The sequence below is a fragment of the Paenarthrobacter sp. FR1 genome, from assembly GCF_051106045.1.
GTDB lineage: Bacteria > Actinomycetota > Actinomycetes > Actinomycetales > Micrococcaceae > Arthrobacter > Arthrobacter nitroguajacolicus_A.
Map to the genome: position 1 here is coordinate 1 of NZ_JBPFSF010000006.1, position 18,323 is coordinate 18,323.

General features: G+C 63.2%; 13 protein-coding genes. 7 read left to right on the forward strand and 6 right to left on the reverse strand.

Annotated elements, in window-relative coordinates:
* Positions 1–126: 126 nt before the first annotated feature.
* Together pepN and ACR30Z_RS12855 are read right to left on the reverse strand one after the other, a co-directional pair.
* Entirely contained in the window at positions 127–2,733 is a 2,607-nt protein-coding gene (gene pepN, locus ACR30Z_RS12850) for an aminopeptidase N (RefSeq protein ID WP_434372926.1), read from the reverse strand.
* Between the two features lie 4 nt (positions 2,734–2,737).
* Positions 2,738–3,787: a YeiH family protein gene (locus ACR30Z_RS12855; RefSeq protein ID WP_144648264.1), complete on the reverse strand. Its 1,050-nt coding sequence runs from the start codon at positions 3,785–3,787 to the stop codon at positions 2,738–2,740.
* A gap of 111 nt (positions 3,788–3,898) precedes the next feature.
* Between ACR30Z_RS12855 and ACR30Z_RS12860 the strand changes: the two genes are divergently transcribed.
* Genes ACR30Z_RS12860 through ACR30Z_RS12870 form a run of 3 tightly spaced genes read left to right on the forward strand, consistent with a single transcriptional unit; the run spans position 3,899 to position 7,288 of the window.
* Positions 3,899–5,455 (forward strand): circularly permuted type 2 ATP-grasp protein, encoded by a 1,557-nt coding sequence (locus ACR30Z_RS12860; protein ID WP_434372928.1) that lies wholly within the window; start codon positions 3,899–3,901, stop codon positions 5,453–5,455.
* Between the two features lie 58 nt (positions 5,456–5,513).
* Complete coding sequence (locus ACR30Z_RS12865) at positions 5,514–6,440, forward strand: alpha-E domain-containing protein (RefSeq protein ID WP_144648266.1); 927 nt, start codon at positions 5,514–5,516, stop codon at positions 6,438–6,440.
* Positions 6,437–7,288, forward strand: coding sequence for a transglutaminase family protein (locus tag ACR30Z_RS12870; protein WP_144648267.1), 852 nt, complete (start codon positions 6,437–6,439; stop codon positions 7,286–7,288). Before ACR30Z_RS12865 ends, ACR30Z_RS12870 begins: the two co-directional genes overlap by 4 nt.
* Before the next feature lie 68 nt (positions 7,289–7,356).
* Here the strand turns inward: ACR30Z_RS12870 and ACR30Z_RS12875 are convergent, their stop codons facing one another.
* Both ACR30Z_RS12875 and glgC read right to left on the reverse strand, forming a co-directional pair.
* Positions 7,357–8,808, reverse strand: a complete 1,452-nt coding sequence (locus ACR30Z_RS12875) for an SDR family NAD(P)-dependent oxidoreductase (RefSeq protein WP_144648268.1) — start codon at positions 8,806–8,808, stop codon at positions 7,357–7,359.
* 73 nt (positions 8,809–8,881) lie between these two features.
* On the reverse strand, positions 8,882–10,294 hold the full coding sequence (gene glgC, locus ACR30Z_RS12880; RefSeq protein ID WP_434372930.1) for a glucose-1-phosphate adenylyltransferase: 1,413 nt from the start codon (positions 10,292–10,294) through the stop codon (positions 8,882–8,884).
* Positions 10,295–10,387: 93 nt separating this feature from the next.
* Here glgC and glgA point away from each other — a divergent pair, with 93 nt between their 5' ends.
* Positions 10,388–11,584, forward strand: coding sequence for a glycogen synthase (gene glgA, locus ACR30Z_RS12885; RefSeq protein WP_144648270.1), 1,197 nt, complete (start codon positions 10,388–10,390; stop codon positions 11,582–11,584).
* A gap of 152 nt (positions 11,585–11,736) precedes the next feature.
* On the opposite strand, the gene ACR30Z_RS12890 is transcribed toward glgA, so the two are convergent.
* Together ACR30Z_RS12890 and ACR30Z_RS12895 are read right to left on the reverse strand one after the other, a co-directional pair.
* Positions 11,737–13,842, reverse strand: a complete 2,106-nt coding sequence (locus ACR30Z_RS12890) for an acyl-CoA dehydrogenase family protein (RefSeq protein ID WP_434372932.1) — start codon at positions 13,840–13,842, stop codon at positions 11,737–11,739.
* Positions 13,843–13,887: 45 nt separating this feature from the next.
* Entirely contained in the window at positions 13,888–14,652 is a 765-nt protein-coding gene (locus ACR30Z_RS12895) for a TetR/AcrR family transcriptional regulator (protein WP_208759925.1), read from the reverse strand.
* On the opposite strand from ACR30Z_RS12895, the gene ACR30Z_RS12900 reads away from it, so the two are divergent.
* The 3 genes from ACR30Z_RS12900 to ACR30Z_RS12910 are packed head-to-tail and all read left to right on the forward strand — an operon-like array spanning position 14,651 to position 18,277.
* Complete coding sequence (locus tag ACR30Z_RS12900; protein WP_144648272.1) at positions 14,651–16,003, forward strand: acetyl-CoA C-acetyltransferase; 1,353 nt, start codon at positions 14,651–14,653, stop codon at positions 16,001–16,003. The two genes, ACR30Z_RS12895 and ACR30Z_RS12900, sit on opposite strands and share 2 nt — an antisense overlap.
* 10 nt (positions 16,004–16,013) lie before the next feature.
* Positions 16,014–17,354 (forward strand): 3-oxoacyl-ACP reductase, encoded by a 1,341-nt coding sequence (locus tag ACR30Z_RS12905; protein WP_434372935.1) that lies wholly within the window; start codon positions 16,014–16,016, stop codon positions 17,352–17,354.
* Complete coding sequence (locus ACR30Z_RS12910; protein ID WP_434372936.1) at positions 17,351–18,277, forward strand: MaoC/PaaZ C-terminal domain-containing protein; 927 nt, start codon at positions 17,351–17,353, stop codon at positions 18,275–18,277. Before ACR30Z_RS12905 ends, ACR30Z_RS12910 begins: the two co-directional genes overlap by 4 nt.
* Positions 18,278–18,323: the final 46 nt, after the last annotated feature.

The following is an 18,323-nucleotide window of genomic DNA, read 5'->3' on the forward strand; positions in this document are numbered from 1 at the left end:
CGTTAGAGTGGGACACGAGGACCTCCTGGATTGTGTAACTGCTCTCGACAAGCACCACACAACACCCGGAGGTCCTCTTATTGCGTCACATCAATCCCGTGTCACCAACCTGCCGGGACACTACAGCTAGCCCTCCGACGCTTGCGCTGTCAGTGCCCGCAGGAGATGGCTGCGCTGTTCGATAATGATGCGCCGCAGGGCCCTGGGAGCACCCTTGTGATTCTGCATCCATTCATCAGTCCGGAGCATGACCGGATGGCTGGTGGGCCGCATTCCGTCCGCAAGATCCTGTGCGGCCGGGAAAAGTCCGCGGACGATCCTGCCGGCGATTTCAATACTTCGCTCAGCCCATACTCTTTCAAGGCACTCGAAGTACGGCTCAACATAGGGTTTCAGCATGTCAGCGGGCGCCGTCGCGAAGCCAGCGATCGTAGCGCTGAGGATCTCGTTGGAAAGGCCGGTGGTGTTGACCGCGGAGTCCCAGGCTGCTGCTTTCACTGAGGCATCCGGTCGGGCGGCCGAAGCCAGCGCGTGGCCCTCCCTGCCTGAAGCGGTTTTGTCAGCTTCAAGTTCCCGGTCCAGCTCAGCCTGCGTCGCTTGTCCGTGTGCTGAGAGTGCTTGCCAGAGGCTCCACCGCAGCTCCGCGTCCACAGCTAGGCCGCCAATGACCGTAGAGCCCTCCAGGATGCCCCGGATCAGCGAGAGCTCGCTGTCACCGTGGCGCGACACGTCCGCGAGTGTCCTGGCCCACGCAAGTTGCTGATCCGATCCTGCCGCAGCGGCCTGCAACTGGTTTGCAGCAACAGCCAGGAACTCCTTGCGGACGTCGGCCCGCGTCGCGGCCGGAACAAAACGTTCAATGGCGCCTGTGGCATTGGCCAGCACGTTGAGCAGGACACCGATTCCACTCTCTGCTGGAGCAAACTGCTCGACGGCGGCAACGTACCGTGCAGCAGACGTGACACCATCCCGTGCAGAGTCCCAGAGCGCCGTCCAGCAGAGAGCACGCGCCATGGGGTCCTGGATTCTGTCCAGTGAGGTGCGCACCGTGTGCTCGGACACGGGATCGAGCCGGACCTTGGCGTAGCTGAGGTCGTCATCGTTGACCAGCAGCAGCGCCGGCCTCCGCTTTCCGTTGAGCTCGGCTACCAGTGTGCTGGGGCCGACGACGTCCACGTCGATGCTCTCCGACCTGACCAGGGCGCCTGTTGTGTCGGCGTCGTACAAGCCCAGGCGCATGCGGTGCGGACGGAGCTCCTGGTGACCGGTGATGGGATCGATGGCGTCCTGTTGGAGTGTTACCGCGCCGAGCGTCCCACCGTCTTCCACGATCTCGGCGGAAATGGTGGAGATCCCGGATGTCTGCAACCATTGGCGTGCCCAGGTGGCGAGGTCGCGTCCGGAGGCTGCGCTGAGGGCCTTCAGGAGATCCTGCAGGGAAGTATTCCCGAAGGCGTGGTCGCGGAAGTACTGCCGGGAGCCGTCAATGAAAGCGTCAAACCCCACATAGGCCACCAATTGCTTCAGGACCGACGCGCCCTTGGCATAGGTGATGCCGTCAAAGTTTTGCTTGGCTGCTTCAAGATCGGGGATGTCGGCAACGATCGGGTGCGTCGTGGGCAACTGATCCTGCAGGTAGGCCCAGGCCTTGCGCTTGCTGGCGAAGTTCACCCAGGCGGTGTCCCAATCGGTAGCCCGGTCCACTCCGAGGGTTCCCATATAGTCGGCAAAGGACTCCTTGAGCCACAAGTCATCCCACCAGTTCATGGTCACGAGGTCGCCGAACCACATGTGCGCCATCTCGTGCATCAGGGTGTTGGCGCGTGCCTGGTACTGTGCGTCAGTGGCCCTTGAGGCGTACACGTACTTCTCCGTGAACGTGACCAAGCCGGGGTTTTCCATGGCTCCCAGGTTGTATTCGGGAACAAAGGCTTGGTCGTATTTGCCCCACGGATACGGATAGTCAAAGAGCTCGTTGAAGAATGACAGGCCACCCTTGGTCAGACGGAAGAGTTCGTCGGCGTCGAAGGAGTCGGCCAAAGAGGCCCGGCAGAAAAGTGCCAGCGGCACGTCAAGGCGGGTGCCGTCGTCGAGGGTTGCTCCCCAGTGGTCCGTGGCCTTGTAGTAGGGCCCGGCAAGCACAGTGGTGATGTAAGTGGACATGCGCTTGGTGGTGGCGAAGTCCCAGCGGGCCACCCCGGGGTCGGATGTGGCGGGCGTCCGGACGGCTTCAACGCCGTTGGATGCAACCTCCCAATCGGCGGGCGCGATCACATGGAACGTGAACTCGGCTTTGAGGTCCGGCTGTTCGAAGTTGGCGAAAACGCGTCTGCTGTCCGCCGGTTCGTATTGGGTGTAGAGGTAGCACTGGCCGTCGGCGGGGTCCACGAAGCGGTGCATGCCCTCACCGGAGCGGCTGTAAAGGGCCGTTCCCGTGACTGTTACCTCGTTCTCGGCAGCGAGGCCATCCAGGATGATCCTGTCGCGGTCCACCGCGCTCCCAATATCCAGCGGTACGCCATTCAACACCACCGACTGCACGCCTCCGCTGATGAAGTCCAGGAAGGTTGCGGAGCCGGGTTTGGCGGAGAAGGTGATGGTGCTGATACTCGGGTAGCCGGCGACTTCGGGATCTGCCGCGTCTCGGACATCGAGGGTGACGTCGTAGCTGTGGGTGGTGATCAGGGCTGAACGGGTAGCGGCTTCATCGCGCGACAGATTGTGATTCGACACACAGCTATCTAATCATGATCCACGCGGCACCCAGACCCAGCGAAGCGATGATCAGCCAGGAACCCAGCGCCACCAGCACAGCGCGTCCACCGGTGTGAATCAGGGTGCGCACCCGCACCGCCGAGCCCAGACCGAACAGCGCCGTTGCCAAGAGGATGTCTTGAAGGGCCGCCGCTGTTTCGAGTCCCATCTCTGGTGCCCAGCCCAGGGAACGGACCACCACCATCGCGATAAAGCCGAGGACGAACAACGGCACGATGGGCGGGAACTTTCCCTCGCCGACGGTCGCCGCGTCCCCTGAACCGTTAGCGCGCTGTCGCAGATGGTCGATCCTCTGGTGCAGGCCGCCCGCTGCCGCGATGGGCGCAAGAAGGACCACCCTGGTCAATTTGACGACGACGGCGATCGCCAGCGCCGCTGGACCCGCGGTTTGCGCCGTGGCCACCACCTGGCCAACATCGTGCACGGACGCTCCGGTCCACGCACCGAACTGCTCAGGACTCAGGTTCAAGGGGTGCATCAGGAGTGGCAGCACGCCAATAGCCAACGTACCGCACAGTGTCACGAGCGCCACGGGGAGCACCGTGTCCTGGTGCTTGATGCGCCGCACCGCCGCCATGGCTCCGATCGCGGAGGCCCCGCAGATGGAGAAGCCCGTGGCGATCAGCAGGGCAGCTTCGCCGGGGAGGCGCAGCAGGCGGGCCAAGCCATAGGTTCCTGCGAAGCTCACCAGCACAACTCCGGCGATCAGGAGCAGGGAAAGCCAGCCGAGGCCGAGCACATCCTGAATGCTGACCTTGAGGCCCAGCAGTACGATTCCCGCTCGCATGAGGTGCTTCCCCGCGAAGTCCAGGCCGGGGCGGGCGCGCCCGGCAGCCAAGACAGCTGTGCCCGGTATATTGGCTGAGAGCAAGCCCAAGGCAACAGCGAGCGTCATGGCTGGTACGGCTGGAAACACCGCGTGGATGGCGAAGGCCAGACCCGTTGCGGCGATGCTCAGGACCAACCCGGGCCCCAGCCGGGACAGCTGGGGCGAAAGACTGTTGAAGGGCATGCCTCAACCCTGCCGGATGGGGGCACGGAAAGGCGAACCGGGACCTCCCGGAAACTGCGACACAATCTGCGCGTAATGCGCCCGACTCAAAAAGGTGATTGTCTAATTCCCATGTCTGACCTATTCCAGGATTACTCCGAGGCCGCTGCGCGCAGTGGCGCCTACGACGAGATGTTTGCCCCAGGCCACGTTGCCAGAAAATCCTACGGTCAGGTTTCCGGCGCTCTGCGCGAACTTTCCCTGGCGGACGTCACGGCCCGTGCCGATTCCATGGCCCGTACGTTCCTGGACCGCGGTGTGACGTTCGACTACGCGGGGGAGGAGCGGCCGTTCCCGCTGGACATCGTGCCAAGGGTCATCCCGGCCGACGAGTGGGACGTGCTGGAGCGCGGTGTCGCCCAACGCGTCAAAGCGCTCGAAGCGTTCCTGAATGACGTGTACGGACGCATGGCCGTGGTGACCGACGGCGTGATCCCGAGGCAACTGGTGACCACCAGTGCACACTTCCACCGGGCAGTCCACGGTTTCGAGCCGTCCGGCGGCGTCCGCGTCCATGTCTCGGGTATCGACGTCGTCCGCGATGCTGCGGGAACCTTCAGGGTGCTCGAAGACAACGTCCGGGTACCTTCCGGTGTCAGCTACGTGCTGGAAAACCGGCGCGCCATGGCGAAGGGCCTGCCCGAAGCGTTCGGCCAGCAGCACATCCGCCCCGTCGAAGAGTACCCCCGCCGGCTCCTCTCTGCCCTCCGCAAGACGTCCCCCGCCGGCGTCGACGATCCCACCGTCGTGGTGCTTACACCGGGTGTCTTCAACAGCGCCTATTTTGAGCACACCCTCCTGGCGGGGCTTATGGGCGTGGAACTGGTGGAAGGCCGCGACCTCATCTGCCGTGGCAACCGCGTCTACATGCGGACCACCGCGGGCGAGCAGCGCGTGGATGTCATCTACAAGCGCATCGATGACGACTTCCTGGATCCCCTGCAGTTCCGTTCCGATTCCATGCTTGGCTGTCCGGGCCTGGTCAACGCAGCCAGGGCCGGGGGCGTGACCATTGCCAATGCCGTGGGCAACGGCGTAGCCGATGACAAGCTCGTGTACAGTTACGTCCCTGACCTGATCCGGTACTACCTTCACGAAGAGCCAATTATTGCCAACGTCGACACCTTCCGGCTTGAAGAAAAGGAAGCCAGGGAGCATGTGCTGGACCGCCTCGATGAGCTTGTGGTGAAGCCCGTTGATGGCTCCGGTGGCAAGGGTTTGGTCATTGGCCCGGACGCCTCGAAGGAAGAACTTGATGCGTTGCGAAAACGTGTCATTGCCGATCCCCGCGGCTGGATCGCCCAGCCCGTGTTGCAGCTCTCCACCGTGCCGACTCTTTCCGGTGACAAGTTCGGGCCACGCCACGTGGACCTGCGGCCTTTTGCAGTGAACGACGGCGACGACGTCTGGGTCCTGCCCGGCGGCCTCACCCGGGTGGCGCTCAAGGAAGGCTCGTTGATCGTGAACTCCAGCCAGGGCGGCGGGTCCAAAGACACCTGGGTCTTGGCCAATTCACCGCAGATGCCCGCCGAAGTCATCCCGCGCCAGTCCGTCACCGTTCGCGAGCAGGTTTCCGTGTGGCCCGTGGAAAGCAACTGGCGGGACCGCCAGACGGAGCAGCAGCAGTGACCCCGCTCCACCCAACAACTGAACTTCGACATGCACCACGCGAAGGAGGCGCAGCCACATGCTGAGCCGTATTGCTGAATCACTTTTTTGGATCGGACGCTACGTAGAACGCGCCGACGGCACTGCCAGGATCCTGGACGTCCACCTGGAACGCCTGAACCACCTGCCCCTTGAAGAGCAGCGCAGCGTGGCCAGGGAGCTGCTGGCGGTCATGGGAGCGAAGCCCCAAAGCGAAGACTTTGGCCTGCCCGAACTTCTCCATGCCTTGGCTTACGACAAACAGAGCGCATCATCCATTGCCGGTTCCCTCGGTGCAGCCCGCGAGAATGCGCGCCGGGCCAGGGAAACTGTCTCCCAATCCCTCTGGGAGAGCCTTAACACCACGTATTACGGACTCAACCAGCACCGCAAGGACGTGGTGGGAACGTACCGTTTCTGCAACTGGGTACTGGAGCGGACCGCCATGGTTCGCGGCCTGGCGGACACCACGGTCAGCCATGACGAAAGCTGGCTGTTCATGGTCCTCGGCCGGTCCCTGGAACGGGCCGACATGACTGCACGCATGTTGTCCACGCGGGACGTCCAGTCCGCAGGAATGTCCTGGGTGAACATGTTGCGGTGCGCCGGCGCTTACGAGTCCTTCATCCGGACCCGACGGGCCGCGTTCGGAGACCAGCACGCGGCAGAGTTCCTGCTCCTGGACCGGCTGTTCCCACGCTCCATCGTCTACGCCCTGCGCGATGCGGACGAGTGCCTCGCCAAACTGGATCCGTCCGCGCAACGCGTTGGCTTCATCAACGATGCCCGGCGCATCGTGGGCCAAGCGAGGACGTTCCTTGAGTTCCACCGCACGGATGACCTTATGTCCGAGTTGCCTGAGCACATGGAACGTGTGCAAAAGGCAGTGACGCAAGCGTCAGACGCGATTTCCCGTAAGTACTTCAATCAGGCTGATGAACACGCCTGGGTGGGAGAAGTTTCATGACCCGGCTGAGCATCGTCCATAAAACGGCCTATAAGTATCACCGACGCGTGACTTTGTCCTACAACGAGGCCCGGATGACCCCGCTGACCGACGGCCAGCAGGTGGTCCTGGAGTCCTCCCTCAAGGTCTCGCCCAACCAGGCCTCTGTCAGCACCTACCGCGACTACTGGGGTACACGAGTCACGGCGTTCGATATGCAGATGCCGCATGAGAGCCTTGAGGTCCTCGCTACGGCCACCGTGGAAGTGCATCGAACCGAGCGGATCGCTGCCGAGGATGACATCGTGGGATGGGACGTCATAGCCTCGGAGAAAGTACAGGACGAGTTCAGCGACTGGTTACCCCAGTCACGGCTCAGTGGCCCGGGCGACGAAGTCCTCAGCATCGTTCCCGGAATCGTCGATGGCAAGAACCCGCACGAGGCGGCGCTGGCGGTGTTCGCGTGGATGGCCGGCGAGATGACCTATATGAAGGGCACCACCGGTGTCACGACGAATGCCGAACAGGCGTGGTCGCAACGCCAGGGTGTCTGTCAGGACCTCGCCCACTTGGCCATCGGCGCCCTGCGGTGCAGCGGTATTCCCGCCCGCTATGTCTCCGGGTACATCCACCCCCGGTCCTCGGCGGACATTGGCGAAACCGTGGCCGGTCAGTCACACGCCTGGTTGGAATGGTGGGACGGGGAGTGGCGCAGCTGGGACCCCACCAACCACAAGCCCGCCGGTGACTACCACGTGACTGTTGCCAGGGGGCGGGACTACCGCGACGTGCCACCCTTGAAAGGTATCCTGTCCGGTGGCGGCGGATCCGGGCTCTCTGTGTCAGTGGAGATCACCCGGCTCGCTTAGAAATTTTGTACAGATAAGGCCCTTAAGAACATTCTTAAGGGCCTTATCTGTACTCAAATTCGAGAGTTTTACCAGGGGGACGGTTTGTAATCCTTAAGGAAGACGCCGTACTGATCCTCGCCCTTTTCCCCCATCACAATGGGGTCGTACACACGGGCTGCGCCGTCCACCAGGTCCAAGGGTGCGTGGAACCCTTCCTCCATGAGCCGGACCTTGGTGTAGTGGGGACGCTCATCTGTAATCCAACCGGTGTCCACAGCGGTCATCAGGATGCCATCGGAGTCCAGCATTTCCTGTGCACTGGTCCGCGTCATCATGTTCAAGGCCGCCTTGGCCATGTTGGTGTGAGGGTGTCCGGGACCCTTGTAGGCACGGGAGAACTGCCCTTCCATGGCAGATACGTTCACGATGTACTTCCTGTGGGCCGTGGAGCGCTTCATGGCATCGCGCAATCGGCTGACCAAGAGGAAGGGCGCGGTCACGTTGCACAGCTGGACCTCGAGCATTTCCAGGGGGTCCACTTCGTCAACAACCTGGGTCCAGCTGTTGATCGAGGCAAGGTCCGGAACCAGGCCACCGGCGTCGATCGCCGTTCCCGACTCAATCCGCTGCAATGATGCCGATCCGGTGGAGAGGGCCAGCGAGGTGATCGCGTCCCCCGCCAGAACCGGGTGTTCGGTGACGCTGCTGGCAAGGGCAAGCGGGTGCTTGTCATGTGCGTGCCCGAAAGTCACCAACTCGGGACCTCCGTTGGCCGCCTCCAGGGCCGCAGGCAACGGTTCGTCCTCGGCGTCGACCAAGGGCTTGTAAGCGTTGCCGGATCGCCGCACCGTCTGCGCTGCGTTGTTGATGATGATGTCCAACGGGCCGGCTTCGTTCAGCGAGTCCGTCAGGGCCATGACCTGTGCAGGATCGCGCAGGTCGATGCCAACGATCCGGAGCCGGTGAAGCCACTCGCCGCTGTCTTCCATGGCGGCGAAGCGACGCGCCGCGTCCTTGGGGAATCGGGTGGTGATGGTGGTGTGCGCGCCGTCCCTGAGCAGGCGCAACGCGATGTACATGCCGATCTTGGCACGACCACCGGTCAACAGCGCCCTGCGGCCGGTGAGGTCGGTGCGCGCGTCGCGCTTGCTGTGGCTGAAGGCCGCGCATTCGGGGCAAAGCTGGTGGTAGAACGCGTCCACCTGCGTGTAGTGCTTCTTGCAGATATAGCAGGGACGCGAGCGGATGAGGTGGCCCGCGATCTCGCCGGTAGCGGAGGGGGCCAGCTTGTTGCCGCGGGTTTCATCGTCAATACGATCCGGCGCGGCGGTAGCAGTCAGGGCGATGACGGCGCGGTCCGCCTCGGCGATGGAATCGCGTTTGGTCACGCGGCGGTGGCGCTTGACGGCCTTGAACATCTTGCCGGTGGCACGCCGGACTGCAACGTAGTCCGGGTGCTCTTCGTCGTAGACGTGGATCGTGGTCAGAACCTTGAGGCAGGCCTGGATCTCTTCAGGCGTCAGATCGGTGGAGCTCATTGACCTGATTTTACAGCCTTGGGAGCCCGCGGCCTGCCTCGGGTTCTGTCTGCGTCAGCTGGAGGGGTACAGGCTAGTGCGCGGCACCCTGCGCAGCAGCGTCCGCCACGCGTGACTGGATGCCGGCCGCTACCTTTTCGGCGGAGTCACGGATATCGGGGTCGTTATGGGTGGCCGCCTTGACAGCTTCCGGCAGCGCTCGGCGATGTTGTGCGGACAGAGCGAGCTCTGCCTCGCCGGGCTCGGGCACCACCTGCCCCTTCGCCAGGACGGTGATGCCGGACTCCGTAACCTTGTAGCCGCGGGCCTTGTCCAGAGCGGGGTCCAGACCGATGGCAGCCCCGGCGGGGACCTTGACGTTCTTGTCCAGGATGGCCCGTTTGATGACGGCACCCTCACCGACGCGGACCTTGTCCATCAGCACGGAGTCCTGGACCCGGCTGCCAGCCGCCACATAGGCGTCGTTTGAGAGGACAGAGCCCTCTACGATGCCGCCGGAGATCACCACGCCACTGGCCACGATGGAATCGAGGGCCGTGCCCACCGTGTTGTTTTCCCCACGGACGAACTTTGCGGGCGGGGAAATGCTCTGGCGGGTGTAGATCGGCCACTCAGAGTTGTACAGGTTGAAGACCGGCACGGGGGAGATGAGGTCCATGTGTGCGTCGTAGAACGAGTCGATGGTACCGACGTCGCGCCAGTAGGTCCGGTCGCGTTCGGTGGCGCCGGGGATGTCGTTGAGGGTGAAGTCGTACACGCCGGCTTCGCCCTGGTCCACGAAGTAGGGAATGATGTCGCCGCCCATGTCGTGCTTGGTGTCGAGGCGTTCCGCATCCACATGCAGTGCCTCAACAAGAGCATCAGCGTTGAAGACGTAGTTACCCATGGATGCCAGGAACTGCGTGGGGTCCGCCGCCAGCCCGGGGGTGCTGGCCGGCTTCTCCACGAAGGCTGCAATCTTCTGGGGATCGTTCTGGTCCACCTCGATCACGCCGAACTGGTTGGCCATGTTCAGTGGCTGCCGCACTGCAGCAACTGTGGCTTTCGCACCGCTGGCGATGTGCTGCTCCACCATCTGGGAGAAGTCCATGCGGTACACGTGGTCAGCGCCAACCACTACCACGATGTCCGGGGCGTCGTCGTGGATCAGGTTCAGCGATTGATAGATGGCGTTGGCACTGCCAAGGAACCAGCTCTTGCCTACACGCTGCTGCGCCGGAACGGATGCCACATAGCGGCCCAGCTGCGTCGACATGCGCCAGGTTTCCGAGATGTGGCGGTCAAGGCTGTGCGATTTGTACTGCGTCAGAACCACAATTTTCAAATATCCCGAATTGACGAGATTGGATAGTGCAAAGTCAATGAGACGGTAGCCGCCAGCAAACGGAACCGCGGGCTTGGCCCGGTCCGCCGTCAGCGGCATGAGTCGGTTACCCTCTCCGCCTGCCAATACGATTGCCAAAACTTTCTTCAACGCCATGGTCACAGCTCCCCGTACGTCTTCGTAGCCCCCAAAAGTCCGATTTTCCGGACTCTTTCACACTAGAACACATACGCCGGAACGACTACGTTGGTTAGCGTGCGAATAGACATTGTGACTAAAGAATTCCCTCCGGAAATTTATGGCGGTGCCGGTGTCCACGTTGCCGAGCTCAGCCGGGTGCTGGCAAAGCACGTCGATCTTCATGTTCGGGCGTTCGGCGCCCCTCGTGATGCCGACTATCACGGGGCGACTGTGGCCTCCTACGCCACGCCCGAGGACCTCGGCGACGCCAACGCTGCCATCCAGACGCTGGGCGTTGATCTGAGGATCGTTCCGGACATTGCGGGAGCGGACCTTGTCCACTCGCACACCTGGTACGCCAATATGGCCGGCCACCTCGCTTCGCTGCTGCACGGCATTCCGCACGTGCTCAGCGCCCACAGTCTTGAGCCCCTCCGCCCGTGGAAGGCCGAGCAGCTTGGCGGCGGTTACGCGCTGTCTTCCTGGGTGGAGCAAACCGCCTACGAAGCCGCTGCCGCCATCATCGCCGTATCGGACGGCATGCGCCAGGACATCCTCCGCAGCTATCCCAACGTTGATCCTGACAAGGTCCGCGTGGTCCACAATGGCATTGATGTCTCGCTGTGGGAGCGGGACGAGGAAGACGACGCAATCCGGGCCTTGGGCATCGACCCTGCCAAGCCCAGCGTGGTGTTTGTTGGCCGCAACACCCGACAAAAAGGTGTCCCGTACCTGCTCCGCGCCGCGTCCAGCCTCCCTGATGACGTCCAACTGGTGCTCTGCCTCGGCGCGGCCGACACCCCCGAACTGGCCGCCGAGACGGCGCGGCTCATCGAGGAACTGCAGACCAAGCGCGAAGGCGTCGTCCTGATTGAACGGATGCTGCCGCGCCGCGAGCTTATCCAGGTCCTCAGCCATGCCACAGCCTTCGCCTGCCCTTCAATCTACGAGCCATTGGGCATCGTGAACCTGGAAGCCATGGCCTGCGGTGCAGCCGTTGTGGCCAGCGCCACGGGCGGCATCCCCGAAGTGGTCCAGCACGGGGAAACGGGGCTGCTCGTCCAATTGGAACAGGTCACGGACGGAACCGGCACACCGTTGGATCCGGAGAAGTTCGTCAGCGATTTCGCTGCCGCCTTGAACGAGGTAGTGGCCGATCCTGCCCGTGCGCGCGAGATGGGCATCGCCGGTCGACGCCGGGCAGAGGAGCACTTCTCCTGGGAGTCCATCACGGAAACAACCCTTGAGGTCTACCGCTCCGTACTGCGGTAGCCGGAACTGCGGTAACCAGTACCGCGATTTATCGGGATTGAAGCGTCCCAACAGCAGTCCAAACCACGACGGCGCCGCCCCCTTTGCTGGGGCGGCGCCGTCGTGGTTTACCAAAGTTCCGCTGCTGTTCACCGCAAGGCGGCGGAGAACTGCTACCGCGACTTGTTGGCCTTCAGTGCCAGGAGCGTTTTCTCGTCCGCAGGGGCACTTCCACTGGCACGCTGCTCGCGGAAATACCGGCGTGCTTCGTCCTGTCGCGTCGCCTCTGCGCCGGTGGCAATTGAGGCGCGGAGGTGTTCAGGGCCGTAGCCGAAGGCGTCCACAAGGTCCACCGCATGCGGGCGGATCTTGACCAGCAGTCGGTTGATATAGGTGCCCACGGTCCGGCCACGCTGCATGGAGAGCCGACCATTCATGAGGTACCAGGACAGATGCTTCTCAATCAGCGACAATCCGAAAAGGTCGCGTAGCCACGTCAGGACACGCTTTGTTCCTTCGTCGGAGACCTGGGCAAGGGCCTCGGTGAAGGCTTCCCACTGCAGCAGTTCAGCGTGCGCCTGGGCAGCCTCGATCAGTTCGTGCTGGTGCTGGTTGAACAGGGCCGCTGCCTGGTGCTGCGGAAGCTTGTTGGCTCCCTTCAAGGCTGCGCCAACCTCAGCCACCATGGACTGCACACGGTCGGCAAGAAGGGTCCGCTGGCCTTCCTCGTCCCGCAAGGCCAGCGCAGCCTTTTGCACCGAGCCGGTGTCCGCCACAAACTGGGCCACTTGACGCAGGCCCGTGCGGTGCAAAGCCACGCCGGCGGCCTGGTCCACGACGTAACGGGCCAGGACGCCAAAGTCCGCGCTACGGAATTCCTTGGCGTAGTCAGCCAGGAGCCTTTTGGCTACCAGCTGCAGCAGGACGGTGTTGTCACCCTCGAACGTGACGTAGACGTCCAGGTCCGCCCGAAGAGAGGCGAAGCGGTTTTCGATCAGGAAGCCGGCGCCGCCGCAGGCCTCCCGGCATTCCTGCAGGGTATCCAGGGCATGCCAGGTGCTCAGTGGTTTGAGTGCGGCTGCCAGCGTTTCCAGGTCCTGGCGGTCGGCGTCGGTGTCGTGGGCGCCGGAGAAGACGTCGTCAAATTTCTGCAGGAGCTGTTCGTGCGCGAAGCTGGCCGCGTACGTGGTTGCCAATCGGGTGAACAGGCGACGCTGGTGCCGCTGGTAGTCCAGGAGGACTTCTTCGTCGGTGGCTGACGATGCGTTGAACTGGCGTCGCTCGGTTGCGTACTGGATGGCCGTCTTGAGGGCCAACTTGCTGGCAGCTACCGCCGCGCCATCCAGTGAGACGCGTCCCTGCACCAGCGTGCCGAGCATGGTGAAGAAGCGGCGACCGGGGCTTTCGATGGTGGAGGAGTAGGTGCCGTCCTCAGCTACGTCGCCGTAGCGGTTCAGCAGATTGGTGCGGGGGATACGGACGTTCGTGAAATGAAGCCGGCCGTTGTCGATGCCATTCAGTCCGCCCTTGATGCCATCGTCTTCGCCGCCGATACCCGGAAGGAATTCCTGGCTGGCAGGATCGCGGAGTTCCACATAGAACGCGTGGACGCCACGGTTGACGTTGCGGGTAATCAGTTGGGCGAACACGACGGCGGCCAGACCGTCATTGGCCGCATTGCCGATGTAGTCCTTCCACGCTGCGCGGAAAGGCGTGTTGATGACGAATTCCCCGCTCGCTTCGTCATAAGTAGCTGTTGTGGCAATGCTGGCGACGTCCGAACCATGACCTGTTTCCGTCATGGCAAAGCAGCCCGGGATCTCCAGGCTCATGATGCCGGGCAGCCATTTGTCCTGGTGTTCGACGGTGCCAAGGTGCATCACCGCTGATCCGAAGAGGCCCCACTGGACGCCGGCCTTGATCTGAAGTGAGGGGTCGGCAGTGACGATCTCTTCGAACCCGGCGATATTGCCGCCATGGTCATCGGAGCCGCCCAGACGGGTGGGGAAAGCGCGATGAACAGTGTTGTTGTCCACCAGGAACTTCAACTGTTCGAACACCCGGGCACGGTGCTCCGTGTGAGACAGGCCCTCGACCTTCTGCACAGCCGGATTGCCGGCAACAGCACGGGCCTGGTGCCGGATGTGGGCCCACTTGCCCAGGAGTTGCTCGCCAAGGGCAGCAACATCCACCACAGGCTCCGCGCCTGTGGTGGTGGCTGCGTCATCGCGGCCTGAGGGTTGGTTGGCTGATGAGGCCCGGTCCACTACTTCAGTCATGTTGTTTCCTTCTTTGGTTCCGACAACTGATGAGTCATTGCTGTGTCAGGTGGTGGTCTTGAGTTCCGGGGCTATGCCGAGGCACAGCCAATCGGTGATCCGCCCGGCCATGGTTGCCTGATCGGGTTTGGTGCTGCTGGCGGGGCTGCCCAACCACATCTCGCCCGCGTTCCTGACAAGTCCAATGGCGGCGGTGGGCCAGTACACAATCACTGCTTCCTTTTCCTCGCCAAGGTGCTCCCGCATGGGGGTCGCGATCATGTCCGTGATCTGTTCGAAAAAGTTGCCCAACGCTCCGGATGCTGCGATGGCGTCCTGCGCCGATGCCTCCCCGGGGCTCAGCCGCGTTATGAAGGCATAGACATTGGGGCTGGATTCCGCCATCTGCAGATACGCGGAGACCATGGCGAGCAACCCTTCGCGGGGCGTCTGGGCTGACTGGGCAGCTTCCTGCATCCGGCGCTGCATCTGCCCCAGCACAACTTCGCCCATGGCCTGCTGAAGCCCCGCCTTGTCACCGAAATAGCGGTAGAAGACGGATTTTGATGTGCCGGCCGCTCCGGCAATGTCCTCCATGGAGGCCTCGCTGCCCAAGCGGTGAACAGCCTTTCGTGCCGATTTGATCAGCTCGCGGCGCCGTTCTTCGCGATGGGATTGCCACCGTGCTGTGCGTCCATCCACGGTTGCGCTGATGGCATCCTGCGGGGCGTTGACGGCAACGGCGACTTCTTCGGAGCGACTGTTCACGATACCCAGCGTATCAGGTACGCTGGGTATCAGTAACTGGCATTGATCGAAGGAGACCAGCATGGCTGCAGCAGATGTGACCGCGGGCGCGACCCGGGAAGCAACCACAACCCCTCAAGCAACACGCTCCGCCGTCATCGTGGGCGGCAACCGCATCCCCTTCGCCCGCACAGGCGGTGCCTACGTGAAGTCGTCCAACCAAGACATGCTCACCGCGGCATTGGAGGGTCTGGTTGCACGTTTCGGACTTCAGGATGAACGCATTGGCGAAGTTGCTGCAGGCGCAGTGCTCAAGCACTCCAGGGACTTCAACCTCACCCGGGAAGCCGTGCTGGGCTCCGCTTTGTCGCCGGAAACTCCGGCGTACGATCTCCAGCAGGCCTGCGCAACCGGTTTGGAGACCGTGATTGGGCTGTCCAACAAGATCAAGCTAGGCCAGATCGATTCAGCCATCGCTGGAGGAGTGGACTCGGCATCCGACGCGCCGATCGCGGTCAGCGAGGGCCTTCGCGAGATCCTGCTGGACCTCAACCGTGCCAAAACGCCCGTGCAGAAGCTGAAGATCATCGGCCGCATCAGGCCCAAGGACCTGGCCCCCGACGCACCCAACACCGGCGAGCCCCGCACTGGCCTGTCGATGGGTGAGCACCAAGCCCTCACCACCGCACAGTGGAAGATCGCCCGTGAAGCTCAGGACGAGCTGGCCTTCAACAGCCACCGCAACCTTGCCGCCGCCTATGAGCGCGGCTTCTTCGACGACCTCATCACGCCCTACCGCGGACTCAGCCGCGACTCCAACCTCCGTGCCGACACCACGCTGGAGAAGCTCGCCACGCTGAAGCCCGTTTTCGGCAAGAACCTGGGCTCCGAGGCGACCATGACGGCCGGTAACTCCACGCCCCTCACCGATGGCGCCTCCACCGTCCTGTTGGCCACCGAAGAATGGGCAGACTCCCATGGCCTGCCCAAGCTCGCCACCGTCCTGGATGGCGAGGCAGCCGCCGTCGACTTCGTCCACGGCAAGGATGGCCTCCTCATGGCGCCCGTCTTCGCAGTCCCGCGCTTGCTGGCCCGGCACGGGCTGACGTTCGAAGACATCGACTTCTTCGAAATCCATGAGGCCTTCGCTGGCACGGTGCTGAGCACGTTGGCAGCATGGGAAGACGAGGAGTTCGGACGCACCCGGCTTGGCCTCGATGGAGCGCTTGGCAAGGTGGACCGCGCCAAGCTCAACGTCAACGGATCTTCCCTGGCCGCAGGGCATCCCTTCGCCGCGACGGGTGGAAGGATCGTGGCTTCACTTGCAAAGATGCTGCATGAGAAGGGCGCGGTCGACGGACGGCCCGCACGGGGACTGATTTCCGTGTGCGCCGCCGGCGGGCAGGGCGTCGTTGCCATCCTGGAAGCAGCGTAGGGGGAACTCCATGACAGACAAATACACACAGCTGGTGAGTCAGGGATTGGGCAAGGACGTCGCCAAGAAGCTCGGCCTGCCGCAGCCTGTGGTCCTGCGACGCCATCAACCAGGTGCCCCGCTGCTGACCGGCCCCGTGCTGGTCAGTGGCGACAGCGCAGGTGCCGATGACATCGCCACGACGCTGCTGGGTTGGGGCCTGGATGTTCGGCGCAACGCGTTGCCCAAGGAAAAGCTGGGTGCCATCCTCTTGGTCCTCGATGCCGTCCAACATCCCGAAGACCTGGCCAAACCTGTACTGACTGCCGGCGCCTCCCTGCGGGACCTCGCGTCGAACGCCCGAGTGGTCACGATCTCCCGGACAGCCCACTCGGCAACGTCTCCTGCGTCCGCGGCGGCACGTCAGGGTATCGACGGTCTCCTGCGGTCCCTGGCCAAGGAACTCCGCGCTGGGGCGACAGCCAACGGAATTCTCTTGGACGACGACCTTGCAACCACAAGCCCCTCGGCGCTCGGCGCCCTGCGGTTCTTCCTTTCCGGACGCTCCGCCTACGTGGACGGACAGTTCCTGACCGTCAGCTCGGCCTCGGGCACATTGCCGACCGATTCGGAGAAGCCACTGGCAGGCAAGGTCGCGGTTGTCACAGGGGCAGCCCGGGGCATCGGAGCAGCCATCGCACGCACGCTGCGCCGGGATGGCGCCACGGTGGTCGCTGTGGACATCCCTGCGGCCGGGGATCACCTGGCAGCGGTGGCCAACGAGGTACGGGGAACGGCACTGCAGCTTGATATCAGCCGGGACGACGCCGGCCACCGAATCATCGAACATGCTGTGCAACGCCATGGCAGGATCGACATCGTGGTGCACAACGCCGGAATCACCCGCGACAGGCTCCTGGCCAACATGGACGAGGGACGCTGGCAGTCGGTCATCGCGGTGAACATCGCCGCTCAACTGAGGATCAACGAGGCCCTTCTGGCGTCCGAGCACTTCAGGAATTCGCCACGCATCGTTTCGGTCGCTTCCACCAGTGGCATCGCCGGCAACAGGGGCCAGACCAACTACGGCGCGTCCAAGGGTGGGGTGATCGGCATGGTGAAGTCCACCGCGCCACTGCTGGCGCCCTTCGGCGGCACCATCAACGCGGTTGCCCCGGGCTTCATCGAAACCGAAATGACAGCCAGGATGCCGTTTGCCATCCGTGAAGCCGCACGCCGCCTGAACTCGCTCAAACAGGGCGGCCAGCCCCAGGATGTCGCCGAAGCGATCGCCTTCCTGGCCAGTGATGCCGCCGGCGGAATTTCTGGTGGAGTGCTGCGCGTCTGCGGACAACAACTGGTGGGAGCATGACCGATCCCCAGCCCGTCATCCTTGGTGAGCTGCCGTCGCTGTCCAAGCTGTATGTCAATGCGGCCGCAACTGCTGCGCGCCGCAGGGTCCTTGGGGCGTCGACAGGGAAGACCAGATTGCCGGCTGTCAGCCACGAGGTCCGGAATATCCGGGCCGAGGTGGAAAACCTGACCGCCTACCAGCACCTGGTAGGCGAGACCGCAAGCGATATCCTCCCTGCGGGTTTCGTTCATGCGCTGGCGTTTCCGGTGTCCATGAGCGTCATGAACAGGGACGACTTTCCGTTACCCCTCTTGGGGATGATCCATCTCAAGAATCGTGTGGAGCAGCGTGTCCCCATCCAGTTCACCGAGTCCCTGGATATCCGATCATGGGCGGCCAACCTCGCCGGCCACCGTGCAGGGACGCAGTTGGACATCGTAGCTGAAGTCCGTTCAACGTCCAGCGGCGACTTGCTCTGGCGGGGTGTTTCAACCTACCTTGCCAAGGGTGTTTTCCTGCCAGGCATAGATAAGGCGGGAAACCCCAATGGTGCGCCAATGGCCGGTGATTTCTCGCCGCCGGACCCCACTGCGCTGTGGCAGCTCGGCCTGGAGACCGGCCGAAGCTACGCCACCGTTTCGGGCGATTTCAATCCGATCCACCTGAGCGTCTTGTCCGCCAAGGCTTTGGGGCTGCGGGGATCGATTGCCCACGGAATGTACCTGGCCTCACGGGCATTGGCTGACGTCGGTGCGGTCAAGTCGGAGTCCTTCGCCTGGGACGTCGCCTTTGAAGCCCCGGTGTTCCTTCCGGCACGGGTTGCCTTGGATATCGCCACAGTCCAAGGGAACTCGGGCACTTGGGAACGATCGACGTACGTGGCTTGGAACCCACGCACCGGACGGCGCCATTTCGTGGGCAGCGTTTCCCATCTGCCCTGACAAACAAGGCAGTAAACGGCGGCGGTCACCTCAGGTGACCGCCGCC

Bases quoted from the DNA above. Each gene is read 5' to 3' on its own strand.
- ACR30Z_RS12855 (WP_144648264.1), bottom strand. From the start codon at position 3,787: ATGCCCTTCAACAGTCTTTCGCCCCAGCTGTCCCGGCTGGGGCCCGGG.
- ACR30Z_RS12860 (WP_434372928.1), top strand. From the start codon at position 3,899: ATGTCTGACCTATTCCAGGATTACTCCGAGGCCGCTGCGCGCAGTGGC.
- ACR30Z_RS12865 (WP_144648266.1), top strand. From the start codon at position 5,514: ATGCTGAGCCGTATTGCTGAATCACTTTTTTGGATCGGACGCTACGTA.
- ACR30Z_RS12870 (WP_144648267.1), top strand. From the start codon at position 6,437: ATGACCCGGCTGAGCATCGTCCATAAAACGGCCTATAAGTATCACCGA.
- ACR30Z_RS12875 (WP_144648268.1), bottom strand. From the start codon at position 8,808: ATGAGCTCCACCGATCTGACGCCTGAAGAGATCCAGGCCTGCCTCAAG.
- ACR30Z_RS12890 (WP_434372932.1), bottom strand. From the start codon at position 13,842: ATGACTGAAGTAGTGGACCGGGCCTCATCAGCCAACCAACCCTCAGGC.
- ACR30Z_RS12900 (WP_144648272.1), top strand. From the start codon at position 14,651: ATGGCTGCAGCAGATGTGACCGCGGGCGCGACCCGGGAAGCAACCACA.
- ACR30Z_RS12895 (WP_208759925.1), bottom strand. From the start codon at position 14,652: ATGCTGGTCTCCTTCGATCAATGCCAGTTACTGATACCCAGCGTACCT.
- ACR30Z_RS12905 (WP_434372935.1), top strand. From the start codon at position 16,014: ATGACAGACAAATACACACAGCTGGTGAGTCAGGGATTGGGCAAGGAC.
- ACR30Z_RS12910 (WP_434372936.1), top strand. From the start codon at position 17,351: ATGACCGATCCCCAGCCCGTCATCCTTGGTGAGCTGCCGTCGCTGTCC.